The organism is Streptosporangium sp. 'caverna', from assembly GCF_003203775.1.
Classification (GTDB): Bacteria; Actinomycetota; Actinomycetes; order Streptosporangiales; family Streptosporangiaceae; genus Streptosporangium; species Streptosporangium subroseum.
On sequence record NZ_CP029711.1, the window covers coordinates 8,199,496 to 8,214,192 of the forward strand.

Consider the following 14,697-nt stretch of genomic DNA (forward strand, 5'->3'; position numbering starts at 1 on the left):
ACACGCACCTTTCGCAGGAGATCACAGGAGGGAGCCGACCGTCCGGGCCGGTCGCCCGGACCGGTCTTACCAGACGATCACCCGAATCGGTTGTACCGGACGGCCGTCCGCGCCGGCCGTCCGGACCGGTCGTGTCGGCCGATCACCCGAATCGGTTGTCCGGCCGACCGGTCAGATGAGCCGGTTGTCCGAACCTCGCGGGCCCTGATGCACGGCTTCCGCGTTGAGGGTCGGCTGCCAGTCGAAGATGTAGCCCGTCTCCATGGAACCGATGATCACCTCGGCGCCGGCCTTCGCCCCCGCCTTGGTGAGCTCCTGCTCGACGCCGAGCCGCTCCAGCCGGTCTGCCAGATAGCCCACGGCCTCGTCGTTGGTGAAGTCGGTCTGGCGGATCCACCGCTCCGGCTTCGCCCCGGTGATCTGGAAGGTCTTCTCGTCGACCATGCGCACGTTGAAGCCCGTGTCACCGAGCTGCTTGGGCCTGATGACCAGGCGGGTCGCCTCGACCACGGGCGCGGCGGCCCTGGCGGCGGCGACCATCTCGCCCATTGCGTAGGTGAGGTCCTTCAGACCGTCGTGCGTGGCGGCGGAGACCGAGAGTACCCGCAGGCCCCGCTCCTCCAGCATCGGCCTGACGATGTCGGTCAGGTCACGGGCGTCGGGCACGTCGGACTTGTTGAGCACGACCATCCGCGGCCGGTCCTCCAGCTTGCCGTACGCCTTGAGCTCGGCCTCGATCGCCTCGTAGTCGCTGATCGGGTCGCGGCCCGGCTCCATGGTGGCGCAGTCGATCACGTGCACGAGCGTGTTGCAGCGCTCGACGTGGCGCAGGAACTCGTGCCCCAGGCCCTTGCCCTCGGAGGCTCCGGGGATCAGCCCCGGCACGTCCGCGACGATGAAGATCGTCTCGCCCGCGGTGACCACGCCGAGGTTGGGCACCAGCGTGGTGAACGGGTAGTCGGCGATCTTCGGCCGAGCCGCGGAGAGCGCGGCGATCAGCGAGGACTTGCCGGCGCTGGGGAAGCCGACCAGCGCCACGTCCGCGACGCTCTTCATCTCCAGCAGGACGTCGACCTCGTCGCCCGGCTCGCCGAGCAGCGCGAAGCCGGGGGCCTTGCGCTTGGTGGAGGCCAGGGCGGCGTTGCCGAGCCCGCCGTGGCCGCCCTCGGCGATCACGTAACGGGTGCCCGCGCCGACCAGGTCGATCAGGACCTCGCCGGTGTCGGCGTTCTTGACCACGGTGCCGTCGGGCACCGGGATGATGATGTCGCCGCCGTTGGCGCCGTCACGGTTGGAACCGTGTCCCTGCTTGCCGTTGTCGGCCTTGCGATGCGGGCGGCGGTGATACTCCAGGAGCGTGGCGGTGTTCGCGTCGACCTCCAGGATCACGTCGCCGCCGCGACCACCGTTGCCACCGTCCGGTCCACCCAGGGGCTTGAACTTCTCCCGGTGGACAGAGGCGCAGCCATTCCCTCCGTCACCGGCCTTGATGTGCAGGACCACTTGGTCCACAAAGTCCGGCATGTCTGCTCTCCTACCCCCATCTGCGGGAATTCCCGTTTAAAACATGAACAGGGGTGGACCGCGGAAGCGATCCACCCCTGCCATCAACATCTGTCGGTGCGGATCTACTCCGCGACCGGAACGATGCTCACCGCGCGGCGTCCGCGCTTGAGACCGAAAAGCACGTGGCCTGCGGCCAGTGCGAACAGCGTGTCATCGCCACCGCGGCCGACGTTGTCGCCCGGGTGGAAGTGGGTGCCACGCTGGCGGACGATGATCTCGCCGGCGTTGACCAGCTGGCCGCCGAAGCGCTTCACGCCAAGCCGCTGGGAATTTGAGTCACGGCCGTTCCGAGTGGACGACGCGCCCTTCTTATGTGCCATCTCGCAAAACTCCCGAAACTCAGGCCTGGTCGATGCCGGTGATCTTCACCTGCGTGTATCGCTGGCGGTGACCCTGGCGCTTCTTATAACCGGTCTTGTTCTTGTACTTCAGAATCCGGATCTTCGGACCCTTGGTCTCACCGAGAATCTCGGCGGCAACGGTGAACTTGCCCGCCTCGGTGGTCACGTCGCCATCGTTGACGACGAGCACCGTCGGCAGCGAAATCCTGGAACCGACCTCGCCGGCGACCTTGTCCACTTCGAGGACGTCACCGACGGAGACCTTCTGCTGCCTGCCGCCGCAACGAACGATCGCGTACACCGCGGAACCCTTCTTCTGACTGCTTGCTCGCTGGATGCTGCGCCCCGCATCCGGCTATGGTCACTGAATTGACGAACCGGGTAGGCGCGCGAACAGGGCGCGCCATAAGCGCACCGGTTCACCAGGGTACCGGATTAACGGCGTCCTGGTCGAACCGGGCGGAACGTCGGAGGTGCCGGCCTAATCGGCCGACTTGGCCTTGCGGGAGCGTCTCCGCCCCCGGCCAGAAGCCTGTATGGCCTGCGCGTCCTCAACCGGGACGTCATCAAGCGCATCGGTCACGGTATCACGACCAGCCTGGTCTCCGGCCGCGACAGCGGTTCCGCTGTCCTTGCCGAGTTTCTCCGAGACCGCCTTCTCCACGGCCATCTTGCCCTGGGTGCCTCGCGGCTCGGGCTTGGCCTCGACCGGCTCGGACGAGACGTGCAGCCCGCGGCCGTTGCAGCACTCGCAGACGGTGGAGAACGCCTCCAGGAGGCCCTGTCCGACCCTCTTACGGGTCATCTGGACCAGGCCGAGGGAGGTGACCTCGGCGACCTGGTGCTTGGTCCGGTCCCGGGCCAGGCACTCCAGCAGACGCCGCAGCACCAGGTCCCTGTTGTTCTCCAGGACCATGTCGATGAAGTCGATGACGATGATGCCGCCGATGTCGCGCAGCCTGAGCTGGCGGACGATCTCCTCGGCCGCCTCCAGGTTGTTGCGGGTGACGGTCTCCTCGAGGTTTCCGCCCTGACCGGTGAACTTGCCGGTGTTGACGTCGACCACGGTCATCGCCTCGGTCCGGTCGATCACCAGCGAGCCTCCGCTGGGCAGCCAGACCTTGCGCTCCATCGCCTTGGCGATCTGCTCGTCGATCCGGTAGGCGGCGAAGACGTCGCCGCTCTCCTCCCACTTCGAGAGCCGGTCGGCCAGATGCGGGGCGACGTAGCGGACGTATTCGTCGACCGTCTCCCACACATCCTCACCCGCGACCACGAGCGAGGCGAAATCCTCGTTGAAGACGTCCCGGACCACCCGGACGGTCAGGTCCGGCTCGGAGGAGAGCAGCTCCGGCGCGCTGGCCGGCTTGGCCTTGCGCTGGATGTTCTCCCACTGGGCCGACAGCCTGGCCACGTCGCGGTCGAGCTCGTCCTCCGACGCGCCCTCGGCGGCCGTGCGGACGATGACCCCGGCGTTCTCCGGCATGACCTTCTTGAGGATGCTCTTGAGCCGCGTGCGCTCCTTGTCGGGAAGCTTGCGGCTGATCCCGGTCATCGAACCGTCGGGCACGTAGACCAGGTAGCGGCCCGGCAGACTGATCTGCGAGGTGAGACGCGCGCCCTTGTGGCCCATCGGGTCCTTGGTGACCTGCACCAGCACCGACTGGCCCGACTTCAGCGCCACCTCGATCCGCTTGGGCTGACCCTCCAGCCCGGCGGTGTCGAAGTTCACCTCACCGGCGTACAGCACCGCGTTGCGGCCCTTGCCGATGTCGACGAACGCGGCCTCCATGCTCGGCAGGACGTTCTGCACCTTGCCGAGATAGACGTTGCCCACGTAGGACTGGCTCGCCTCGCGGTTGACGTAGTGCTCGACGAGGACGCCGTCCTCCAGCACCGCGATCTGGGTCCGGCCACCGGTCCTGCGCACCACCATCATGCGCTCGACGGACTCCCTGCGGGCCAGGAACTCCGACTCGGTGATGATCGGCGGACGCCTCCGGCCGAGCTCGCGCCCCTCACGGCGGCGCTGCTTCTTCGCCTCCAGGCGGGTCGAGCCGCGAACGCTCTGCACCTCGTCCATCGAGGTGCTGCGCCCGGCACGGGGGGCGCGGATCCGCACCACCGTGTTCGGCGGGTCGTCCGGAACGTCGCCCGCCTCGTCCGAGCCCCTGCGACGCCGCCGGCGACGCCGGCGCGAGCTGCCGCTCTCCGTGTCGTCGTCCTGCTCGGCCTCGGCCGTCTCGTCCTCGGACTGCTCGGAGTCGGTGTCCTCGGTGTCGTCGAGATCACGTGCCTTGCCCCGGCCACGGCCGCCCCTGCGGCGGCGACGACGGCGGCTGCCGGCGTCGTCGTCGGAGTCGTCATCGTCGTCGGAGTCGTCGGCCGTCTCGGCCTCCACCGCGGCGGGCTGGGGCTCGGGCTGCGGTACGGGCTGCTGGACCGGAGCGGGGCGGACGACCGCCTGCTCGGCACGGTGCTGGTCAGGTGCCTGGAACAGCGGCTGGAACACCGCCGCCGGCGCCTGGAAGGTCATCGACGGCACGCCCGAGCGATCCTGGGCGGACAGGCCGAAAGGATCGACGAACAGCCCCGGCCGCTCTTCGACGATGTCCTCGCCGGCGGGCTCGTCGTCCAGAGGCTCGTCGGCGGGCATCTCGAGCAGCAGCGCCGCCGCGACCTCCTCGGCCTCGGCCGGGGTCATGTCGGCCGGCTCCTCGGCTCTCTCGGCGACACGGTCCGCCTGGACCGGAGCGTCCTGCGGGACGGCCTTCTTGCGGGTACGGGTGCGCTTCGCCGGAGCGGGCGCCTCCTGGGCGACCGGCTCGGGATCGGCCACGCGCTCAACGACCGGCGCGGTCGTTTCGGCGACCGTCTCCGCGACCGGCTCGGGAGCCGTCTTCTTCGCACGGCTGCGCCGGGTGGTGGCACCCGTGGTGGTGCCTGCGGCCTCTGTCGTGGCCGCCTTGCGCCTGGTGGCGCGCTTGGGAGCCGCCTCCTGAACCACTTCGGGCTCGGGCGCGGCGGTCACCGCCTCGCCAGGGGCGGCCTCCGGTGCGGCGGTCGCCACCACCGGAGGGGCGGGGTCCGGATCCTCCGGCGGAGGTCCGGCGGGCCGGCTTGCGGCCCTCCGACGAGTCGTCGGCTGTGCTACTTCCGTTCTGTCCCCATCAGGGCCATTGACCCCGACATTGGGCTCGTTATCGAGCATGCGGGCGCTCTCCCGTCAGCTCCCGGGCACGTCTCCGCGCCGCGCGGGAGCTCTCGTCTTCTCACTGTCCGCCAGGCCTGGGCCCGGCGCCAAGTCCTATATGTCGCCGCCAACGTGCCTGCCCACCGGTTCCGCTTCGCCGCCGCGCGTAATGTCGCGGTCCAGGTCGAACGGATCGGCGGGCTCACCGGTGCGTACGTCCAGCGGGCCCTGCGCCAGCCTGGTTACCTCGGGGGGCACCGGCGGCGCGAAGTCAGCCACAAGACGCAATCCAGTTAGTACGTCGTCGGGTCGAACGGCAGGAGTTGCGTGCCGTACAACCATGCGAAGTATGACACATGGCTGGCTGGACGCCTGACCTGCTGTTGCCTCAGTTCCCTCAAATACCTCAAGACTCAGCACCGCCTCACGGGTATCGAAGCGGCGCAGCCCCTTCTTGGTCAGGCGCTCCACCTCGATTCGCTCGGTGGCGCCGAACCGCTCGACCGCCGCCCTGGCAAGGGCGAGATCGGCTCCCGGTAACCGCAGTTCCCATGCCGAGCACTCCAGCTGGTCGGCCAGACTTCCGGCGCCGGCCTCGATGACGGCGAGCACGTCGAGACCGGGGGGAAGCGATGTGTCCAGAGCGGCACGGAGCAGGTCCGGGTCACATATTCGCGTCACACTGATCTCGAGGTATTCGGCCTCGCTGGCGACTCCGGTGGGGGCGACCGCACCCACGTAGGAGATCTTCGGATGGGGCGAGAAGCCCGCGCTGAATGCCACCGGGACGTCGGCTCGCCGGACCGCGCGTTCCACGGCTCGGGAGATGTCACGGTGACTGGTGAAGCGCAGGCGGCCCCGCTTGGCGTAGCGCACACTCAGGCGCTGCACCGTGGGCGCGGGCGGAGGCCCGTCGGGAGCGGGTTTCAGGGTGGTGTCGTCCTTCCCAAGTCGTGATCGTCATTTCAGGATAGGCGGTGCTCACGCACCGCCTATCTCACACAACCGTCAGTGGCAGCAGCTTCTTCCCCGTGGGCCCGATCTGGATCTCCGTCCCCATCGTGGGACAGACGCCGCAGTCGTAGCACGGGGTCCAGCGGCAGTCCTCGACCTCGACGTCGTTGACGGCGTCCTGCCAGTCCTGCCAGAGCCATTCGCGGTCGAGACCGGCGTCCAGGTGGTCCCAGGGCAGGACCTCGTTCTCCTCGCGCTCGCGCGTGGTGTACCAGTCGACGTCGATGCCGGCCTCGGCCGCGCCGTCCATCCACCGCTGGTAGGAGAAGTGCTCGCTCCAGCCGTCGAAACGGCCGCCGCCCTCCCACACCGCGCGGATGACCTTGCCGACCCTGCGGTCGCCCCGGGAGAGCAGGCCCTCCACGATCGAGGGCTTGCCGTCGTGATAGCGCAGGCCGATGGCCCGGCCGTACTGCTTGTCATTGCGCAGGGCGTCCTTCAACGCCATGAGCCTGCGGTCCACGGTCTCGTGGTCCGCCTGACCCGCCCACTGGAACGGAGTGTGCGGTTTCGGCACGAACCCGCCGATGGAGACCGTGCAGCGGACGTCACGCGACCCGGTGGCCTCGCGACCCGCCTTGATGACCTTCTTGGCCAGATCGGCGATGCCGAGGACGTCGGCGTCCTCCTCCGTGGGCAGGCCGCACATGAAGTAGAGCTTTACCTGCCGCCAACCCTGCGTGTACGCCGTGGTGACGGTCCGGATCAGATCTTCCTCGGTGACCATCTTGTTGATCACCTTGCGCATCCGCTCGGAGCCGCCCTCCGGGGCGAACGTCAGGCCCGATCGGCGGCCGTTGCGGGAGAACTCGTTGGCCAGGTCGATGTTGAAGGCGTCGACCCGGGTCGAGGGCAGCGAGAGCGAGGTGTCGGTGCCCTCGTAGCGGTCGGCCAGCCCCTTGGCGACCTCTCCGATCTCGGAGTGGTCCGCCGACGAGAGCGACAGCAGGCCGACCTCGTTGAACCCGGAGGCCTTGACGCCCGCCTCGACCATGTCGCCGATCGTGGTGATCGAGCGCTCACGGACCGGACGTGTGATCATCCCGGCCTGGCAGAACCGGCAGCCGCGGGTGCAGCCGCGGAAGATCTCCACGCTGAACCGCTCGTGCACGGTCTCGGCCAGCGGGACCAGTGGCTTCTTCGGATAGGGCCACTCGTCCAGATCCATGACCGTGTGCTTGTGGACCCGCCACGGCACGCCCGAACGGTTCGGGGCCACGCGCTGGATCCGGCCGTCGGCGTGGTAGTCGACGTCGTAGAACTTGGGCACGTAGACCCCACCGGACTCGGCCAGCCGCATCAGCAACTCGTCGCGCCCGCCGGGCGAGCCCTCGGCCTTCCACTCGCGGATGACCTCGGTGATCGCGATGGCGATCTGCTCGCCGTCGCCCAGCACCGCGGCGTCCAGGAAGTCCGCGACCGGCTCGGGGTTGAAGGCCGCGTGGCCGCCGGCGAGGACGATCGGATCGTCATCACCCCGATCGGCCGCCTCCAGCGGGATGCCCGCCAGATCCAGCGCGGTCAGCATGTTGGTATAGCCAAGCTCGGTGGAGAAGGAGATCCCGAAAACATCGAACGCCCTGACGGGACGGTGCGCGTCGACCGTGAACTGGGGGACGCCCTCGGACCGCATGAGCGCCTCGAGGTCGGGCCAGACCGAGTAGGTCCGCTCGGCCAGCGTCTCCGGCAGCTCGTTGAGGATCTCGTAGAGAATCTGGACGCCCTGGTTGGGCAGGCCCACCTCGTAGGCGTCCGGATACATCAGCGCCCATCGGACCGTGGTCTCGTCCCAGTCCTTGACGGTCGAGTTGAGCTCACCTCCGACATACTGGATGGGCTTCTGCACTTTGTGCAGAAGCGCTTCCAGGCGGGGAAACAACGACTCGACAGACATGCCGTCAAGCCTATCCGCCTAGAGCGGGTGCCACAGGCGGTCGTCACCCGCCCGCAGGGAGGCGAGCCGGAACCGCAACTCGTCGCGGGCCGTGCGGTCGCGGTGGGCGTTGCGCAGCACGGCGGTGAGAGTCTGCAGCTCCCGCATGTCGCGCAGCACCGGGTAGCCCTCCCATTTTGTCGCGTCGTGACCGTATGCCTCGCTGAAATTGGACCGCTGGCGCTCGGTCAGGCCGAACCTGATCCCCTGCAGCGTCGGGATCAGATCGATCTCCCTCGGTCCGGCGCACACCCCGTCCCAGTCGCACAGCAGGAAGCCGTCACGAGTGCGGATCATGTTTCCGCGGTGGGCGTCCGCATGGATCAGTCCGTACGGCAGGGCGAACTCCGTCCGCTCGTAGTAGGCCTCGGACAGCGTGTCACAGCGTTCGAGCAGCCAGCGCCGGTCATCGTCGTCGATCGAGAGACTCGCGTCGATCGCCCGGCGCACCGCCCCGAACGGGTCGTGGGTCGGCAACTCGAACGGCACCGGCGGCAGGTCGTGCAGACGCCTCAGCAGCGGCCCCAGCTGCGCGGGGTCGGGCAGCGGCCCGATGTGCTCCTCGTGGCGCCAGAAGGTCGCCAGGAACCCCTCCGCGACGACCGGCTGCTTCATGTCCAGCGGCCTGATGGTGGGAAAGCCCTGCTCGACGAGCCACCGCGTGACCCGGACGGAGGTCGTCAGCCGATCCAGCTTGCCCGGCGTGGTCGCCTGCGCCAGCCGTACCACCACACCCTCGGCCTCCAGGTGGTAGACGGCGTTGGCGAAGTTGCGCAGCAGCGTGACACCCGTGGTGTCCAGCCCGGCCTCCTTGCAGGAGCGGGCGAGCGCCGCGCCCGCCGGAGTGAGAAGCAACTCCTCTGCGGCAATCGTCATTGCCCGCTCCTGTCTGAAATAGCGCGCCGGGCCTGCTGTGGCAGGCCTACGGAGCAGAAGTTCTCGATCTGCCTGGCCATGTGCTCTCCGCCCGGCCTGCCGGAGAGCAGCGAACGGCCGGTACTGAGAGTCGTACCCAGACTGCCGATGCGCCGATCCGGAGGGAGCGCGAGAATCGGCGCCATGGCACTCTCCGCCCCCTGACGATCACCCTCCATGAGGTGGGCGATCGCCAGATGCGCGCTGGCCATGGACTCGCACCCGTAGGAGCGGTTCTCCGGCTCTCCGGAGGCGTAGAGGGACAGCGACCGGCGCGCCGACTCGATGGCCCCCGCCGAATCGCCGAGGTGCAGGTGGGTGACCGCCGCGTAGTAGTGCTCCTTGGCCGGGCGGAACGCGAACTCACCGGCGATCTCGTCGTGCAGCTCGTCGGCTCCGGCCGTGCGGACGTCAGCCGCCTGCAGGAGTGCTTCCGAGGCCTCCCTCGTACGGCCCAGCAGCGCGTAGGAGCGGGCCCGCAACATGTGCAGGCGGACGGCCCCGGAACCCGCCTGCATGCAGGTCAGGCCGTCCTCGGCGTATCTGGCCGCGTCGCTGTGGCGCCGGTCCCACAGCGCCACGGAGGACTGCATGCCGCGCGCCCATCCCATCAGCGCCACATGCCCCGACACCTTGCCGTAGGTCCACGCGGCGCGCGCGAGGGTGTCGGCGGGGATGCGGCGGTCCATGTCCATGCTGACGTTGGCCATCAGCCCGCACAGCGCGCCGGTGAGGAAATAGAGCTCGCGGGCCTGACCGGGGTGGATGTGCTTCTCCAGTGCCCTGCGGGTTCGCTCCTGCAGCTCGCGCATCTCCACGAAAAGCGGCAGCGGGGCCTCTGAGACGTAGCGCTTGCCGATCCAGATCACCTGGGTGCGCAACCGCTCCAGCGCACCGGAGCCCAGCTCGCTCGCCTCCGCCTGCTCCGCGTGCGCACCGGCCTCGTCGGCCGCCACCGTGATCAGATCCAGGACGGGGGGCGCGGACGGCACCGAGCGCAGCTCTTCGGGGGTGTAGTCGCTGGCGAAGCCGAGCTGGACCGGTCCGGTCTCGAAGAGCCTGCACAGCAGGTCCGTGTAGTCACGGTCGGGCCGCGCCCCCGCCTCCCACTCCCGCCAGGAGCGTTCGGTCAGTCCGCGCCGCTTGACGTGCTCCCTGTCGCACATGGCGTGGAAGTGATCGATGCTCTCCTCCACGGTCCACCCGTGCGCGAGCCTGCGGCACTTGAACCTGGTCTGCTGCGGGCAGCAGGCATGGATCTCGTCCGTCATCTGCTGGATGACGGCCGCGGACGGCGGGCCGGATATGGCTGCCAGCGTGCGATTACGGATGATCGTCGCGCAGGCCAGCGCGGCACGGTCTCCGCCACGCGAGCTCTGGGTCATGGGCTCTCCCAGACGTTCCGAGAAGGGGTCGCCATCACGCTAGTGCTCTGATCGGCATCCGATGCAGCTGAGAACCGGCCGCCGATCCGGGAGAACGCCTCCTCATGGACCACCACCTCCGATGGGCACGACCGTCCCACCGTTGCGAAGCTGGGCCTGGAAGAGCTGTCCGCACAGGCTGCTCGGGGTCTCGGCGAACCAGACCGCCGGCGGGCTGCCCGCCGACACCGCGGCCCAGCGGCCCTTACTGAACACGATCCGGTAATCGGGGAACGCGGCTCGTAGCAGTTCGAGTGCCCGTTGCCGTTCGGCAAGCTCCGATATCACGGCTCCTCCGTCATCGCGAGTTCCGTTTTCGTTCCCAGAATGTTCGCTTGACGAACGCGCTGCCAGTGAGAATCGAGGTCCGCGAACATGCGGATGACTCTCATGTCGGCAATGTCAGCACCTAGAACTGATGTTGACGTATGTGAATGGCCTGAAGTAGCCCAATCGCAATCATATTGGCGAAGGTCGCGGTGCCTCCATAGGAGACGAACGGCAGGGGCAGACCGGTAATCGGCATGATCCCGACCGTCATCCCGATGTTGATGAAGGACTGGAAGGCCAGCCAGCAGACGATCCCGCCGGCCACGAGCGTACCGAACCGGTCGTCGCACCCCTGAGCGATCCGCACCCCCCGCATCAGGATCACACCGAGCAGCGCCACCACGGTGACCGAGCCGAGGAAGCCGAACTCCTCCCCGGCCACCGTGAAGATGAAGTCGGTGTGCTGCTCGGGCACGAACCGGCCGGTGGTCTGGCCGCCGTGGAACAGCCCCTTGCCGAACAGCTCTCCCGACCCGATGGCGATCAGCGACTGGGTGCTGTTGTAGCCGACGCCGCGTGGGTCGCTGGCCGGGTTGAGAAAGGCGGTGAACCGCGCGATCTGGTACGGCTCCAGCACGTCGAGGAACCACACGGCCGCCGCCGCCCCGAGCACGGAGAGGGTGAGACCGCCGATCCAGCGCTTGCGGATCCCGGCGATGACGATCGCACCGGCCGTGATCACCCCGAGGACCATGGTGGTGCCGAAGTCGGGCTGGAACATCACCAGGCCCATGGTGAAGGCGGCTATCACCAGCGCGATCCAGACGTCCATGCCGCGTGGCCTGTCGGTATCCGGGGCGGGCTTGGCCAGCAGCATGGCGAGCATCATCACCAGGCCGAACTTGGCGAACTCCGACGGCTGGAAGGCGAAACCGCCGCCCAGCATGATCCACGAGTGCGCCCCGTTCACGGTGGAACCGAGCGGTGTGATCACCAGGAACAGCCCAACCAGGCTCACGACGTACACCAGCGGCGCATAGCTCCGCAGCGCCCGGTAGTCCACCATCGTCGTCGCGCCGGCCAGCACGGCCCCGATGACCAGGTTGAGGATGTGTTTCTTGACCAGCCCGGTGGCGCCGGGCGCCCAGGTCCTGGTCGACGACCAGACCAGCATCGTGCCGATCACCGCCAGTGCGACGACCGCGACCAGCAGCACCCCGTCCATCCGGCCCACCGCGGAGAATCCCGCCATCGTCCTTCCCGTGAAGGACCGGCTCGGCGCGGCCTTCACGGAGCTCACGACGCCGTCCCGGAGGCCCGCACCCGGCTCATCGCGCCGCTCACCGCGACACTGTCCCATCCCGTTTGATCACCGGAAGCTCGGTCGCCGGTCGCCCGCCGGGCAGCGCCGCGGAGATCGACTTTCCCGCGGGCGCGAAGCCGTAGATGCCCTCGTAGATCTTCCGTACGGCGGGGGCGGCGGTCTCGCCGCCCATCCCTCCCTGGGACACCATGGCCACGACCACGAACCGCGGCTTGTCCGTCGGCGCGAACGAGGCGAACCAGGAGGTGTCCGCCTTGCCATAGACCTCGGCGGTGCCGGTCTTGCCGCCGACCTTCACCCTGTCCATGGGGAAACCCGAGAAGGCGCCGGCCGCGGTGCCGTCCGAGGCGACCTCGCTCAGCGCCCCCTTGATGTAGGCCCTCTCCTTGGAGGAGAGAGGCAGCTTGCCCACCACCGGCACCTTGATCTCCTTGACCTTGGTGCCGTCCGGACGCACCAGCGCCCAGCCCACGCGGGGGCTGCGCAGCTTGCCGTCCCCGGTCAGCGCGGCATAGGCCGCCGCGAGCTGCAACGGCGTCACCAGGACGTCGCCCTGCCCGATGGAGAAGTTGGCCGCGTCACCCGGCCGCAGCTGGAAGCCCTCCAGGCAGTTCTCGTACGCCAGTTGCTTCAGGAAGGAGGCCCTGGCGGGATCGGTCTTCGCCACCTCCGGATACCCGGACTTGGACCGCCTGCAGTTGTTGTCCTTGGTCTCCGACCAGAGCTCCTTCTTCCATGCCCGGTCGGGGATGCGTCCCGCCGACTCGCCCGGCAGGTCGATGCCCGTCGGACGGCCGAACCCGAAGGCCCGCGCCATGTTCGCCATCGGCTCCTTGGTCTTTCCCTTCGGGTTCAGCCCGCCGTCTCGCAGCCACTGCTCATAGGCCGCCTTGTAGAAGATCGTGTCGCAGGACTTCACCAGCGCCGTGTGCAGGTCGAGCGTGCCCAGCCCGATGCCCCGGAAGTTGTTGAACGGGCGGCTGCCCACCATGTATGAGCCCGGACAGTCGTATTTGCCGTTCATCGGATAGCCGTCGTTGAGCATCGCGGACACCGACGACACCTTGAACGTCGAGCCGGGCGCGAACTGCCCCTTGATGGCCCGTGACACCAGCGGCTTGCCCGACTTGTCGGACAGCAGGCGCTGGTACTCGCGCTCGGAGATGCCCCCCGTCCAGATCTTCGGGTCGTAGGTCGGCGCGCTGGCCAGGGCGATGACCCGGCCGCTCCTCACGTCCAGCACCACCGCCGCGGCCCCGTCCGCGCGAGGTGCGGACTTCATCGCCTCCGCCAGCGCCTTCTCCGTGATGGCCTGCACCTTGGAGTCGATGCTGGTGATGAGCGTGTCTCCGGACCGCGGCGCCACCTGCCGCTCGACCCCGATCACCTTGCCGAGCCGGTCGACCTGCACGCGCCGCATTCCCGGCACACCCCGCAGCGGCCCGTCGTAGACCGACTCCAGACCGTCCCTGCCCATCAGGTCCACTCCGGAGGTGACCGCCCTGAGCCCCTCGCGCTTCTCCAGCTCCTCCTGGGTGATCGGCTGCAGGTAGCCGAGCGCCTGCGCGGCCGCGCTGCTGCCCGGATACTCCCGCACCGCCTGCACCTCGGCGGTGACCCCGGGAAACTCCTCCTGACGTTCCAGGATCTGCAGGGCCTCGCGGGTGGTGACATGGTCGTCGATGGGGATCGGCTGATACGGCGAGCCGGGCCAGCACGGCCGGGTGACTCCGGGGCCGCACGCCCTGATCCGCTCGCGCAGGTCGGCGGGGCGACGGTTCAGCACGGTCGCCAGCCGCTGGAGCACGGCCTGGCCGTTGCCCTCCATCCGGTTCAGGCGCGTCCGGTCCACCGAGACCACCAGCCTGGTCCGGTTGCGGACCAGCGGCCGTCCGGCCGAGTCGAGGATCTGCCCGCGCACCGCGGGGACGACCACGTCGCGGGTGCGCGTCTCGGTCGCGGCGGTCACGAACTCCGCGCCGCGCACCACCTGCACCTGCCAGAGCCGCACGGAGAGCAGAGCCAGCATCGACACCACCAGCACCTGCAGCACGACCAGCCGCCCCCGCGTCCTGCTCATGCCCGCTCCCCTCCACGTGGCTCGCAGGAGCACGACCGGAGAGCGCCGCGCTCCTCGGCTCGCTCACTCATACGCGACTCCGCGCGAGATGACCCGGATCGCTCGCTCATATACGGCTCCGCGCGAGATGACCCGCCGACCGCGGGGGCCGCGCCACGGGTCCTCTGACGATCCTGGCCGCCGCCCACACCACCGGGGGCGCGGCCAGCAGGTTGTAGAGCATCGCCTGGGGCATCGTCGCCATGAGCGTGGACACCTCAACCCTTATGTCACCGAGCATGGCGCCGACCGCCACGGCGATCAGCGGCCCGGCGACCGCGCAGGCCAGCGCCACGAACGGCCCGGCGTTCGGGCGGCTCTCCATCGCCCGTCCGGCCATGAACCCGATCAGGCACAGCACCAGCGCGTTCTGACCCAGCAGATGCGCGGAAGGCGGCAGCACATCGCTGATCAGCCCCGCGGAGAACCCCATGACGGCCCCGGCCCCGGCCCCGCGGACCAGGGCGTATCCGGCCACGGCGAGCAGTACCAGATCGGGCGAGGCCTCCCCGGGCAGCCGCAACCGGTTCACGACCGTCACCTGGACGACCATGGTCAGCAGGAGCAGGCCCACGAAGATCGCATTACGACCCATCTC

At 68.8% G+C, this 14,697-nt stretch carries 12 protein-coding genes; all 12 read right to left on the reverse strand.

What is annotated here, in order from left to right; genetic code table 11:
* Positions 1-171: 171 nt before the first annotated feature.
* Positions 172-1,524, reverse strand: a complete 1,353-nt coding sequence (gene obgE, locus DKM19_RS35250; RefSeq protein ID WP_089207641.1) for a GTPase ObgE — start codon at positions 1,522-1,524, stop codon at positions 172-174.
* A 104-nt stretch (positions 1,525-1,628) separates the two neighbouring features.
* Positions 1,629-1,886 (reverse strand): 50S ribosomal protein L27, encoded by a 258-nt coding sequence (gene rpmA, locus DKM19_RS35255; protein WP_089207640.1) that lies wholly within the window; start codon positions 1,884-1,886, stop codon positions 1,629-1,631.
* A gap of 19 nt (positions 1,887-1,905) precedes the next feature.
* Positions 1,906-2,208, reverse strand: a complete 303-nt coding sequence (gene rplU / locus DKM19_RS35260) for a 50S ribosomal protein L21 (protein ID WP_110701787.1) — start codon at positions 2,206-2,208, stop codon at positions 1,906-1,908.
* Positions 2,209-2,388: 180 nt separating this feature from the next.
* Positions 2,389-5,118: an Rne/Rng family ribonuclease gene (locus DKM19_RS35265; RefSeq protein WP_110701789.1), complete on the reverse strand. Its 2,730-nt coding sequence runs from the start codon at positions 5,116-5,118 to the stop codon at positions 2,389-2,391.
* Between the two features lie 96 nt (positions 5,119-5,214).
* Positions 5,215-5,976: a TIGR03936 family radical SAM-associated protein gene (locus tag DKM19_RS35270; RefSeq protein WP_239513749.1), complete on the reverse strand. Its 762-nt coding sequence runs from the start codon at positions 5,974-5,976 to the stop codon at positions 5,215-5,217.
* A gap of 121 nt (positions 5,977-6,097) precedes the next feature.
* Positions 6,098-8,008 carry a TIGR03960 family B12-binding radical SAM protein gene (locus DKM19_RS35275; protein WP_110701791.1) on the reverse strand — a complete coding sequence of 637 codons (1,911 nt, stop codon included), beginning with the start codon at positions 8,006-8,008 and terminating at the stop codon, positions 6,098-6,100.
* A gap of 18 nt (positions 8,009-8,026) precedes the next feature.
* Entirely contained in the window at positions 8,027-8,923 is an 897-nt protein-coding gene (locus DKM19_RS35280; protein WP_110701793.1) for an aminoglycoside phosphotransferase family protein, read from the reverse strand.
* Positions 8,920-10,347, reverse strand: a complete 1,428-nt coding sequence (locus DKM19_RS35285; RefSeq protein ID WP_110701795.1) for a hypothetical protein — start codon at positions 10,345-10,347, stop codon at positions 8,920-8,922. The genes DKM19_RS35280 and DKM19_RS35285 overlap by 4 nt, the downstream gene beginning before the upstream one ends.
* A gap of 102 nt (positions 10,348-10,449) precedes the next feature.
* Positions 10,450-10,674, reverse strand: coding sequence for a hypothetical protein (locus tag DKM19_RS50065; protein ID WP_162641999.1), 225 nt, complete (start codon positions 10,672-10,674; stop codon positions 10,450-10,452).
* Positions 10,675-10,795: 121 nt separating this feature from the next.
* Positions 10,796-11,956: a rod shape-determining protein RodA gene (rodA, locus tag DKM19_RS35290; RefSeq protein ID WP_110701797.1), complete on the reverse strand. Its 1,161-nt coding sequence runs from the start codon at positions 11,954-11,956 to the stop codon at positions 10,796-10,798.
* 40 nt (positions 11,957-11,996) lie between these two features.
* The gene (mrdA, locus tag DKM19_RS35295; protein ID WP_110701799.1) at positions 11,997-14,060 is read right to left on the reverse strand and encodes a penicillin-binding protein 2; all 2,064 of its coding nucleotides are present in this window, start codon (positions 14,058-14,060) and stop codon (positions 11,997-11,999) included.
* 106 nt (positions 14,061-14,166) lie between these two features.
* Positions 14,167-14,694: a rod shape-determining protein MreD gene (gene mreD / locus DKM19_RS35300; RefSeq protein ID WP_110701801.1), complete on the reverse strand. Its 528-nt coding sequence runs from the start codon at positions 14,692-14,694 to the stop codon at positions 14,167-14,169.
* Positions 14,695-14,697 lie beyond the last annotated feature (3 nt).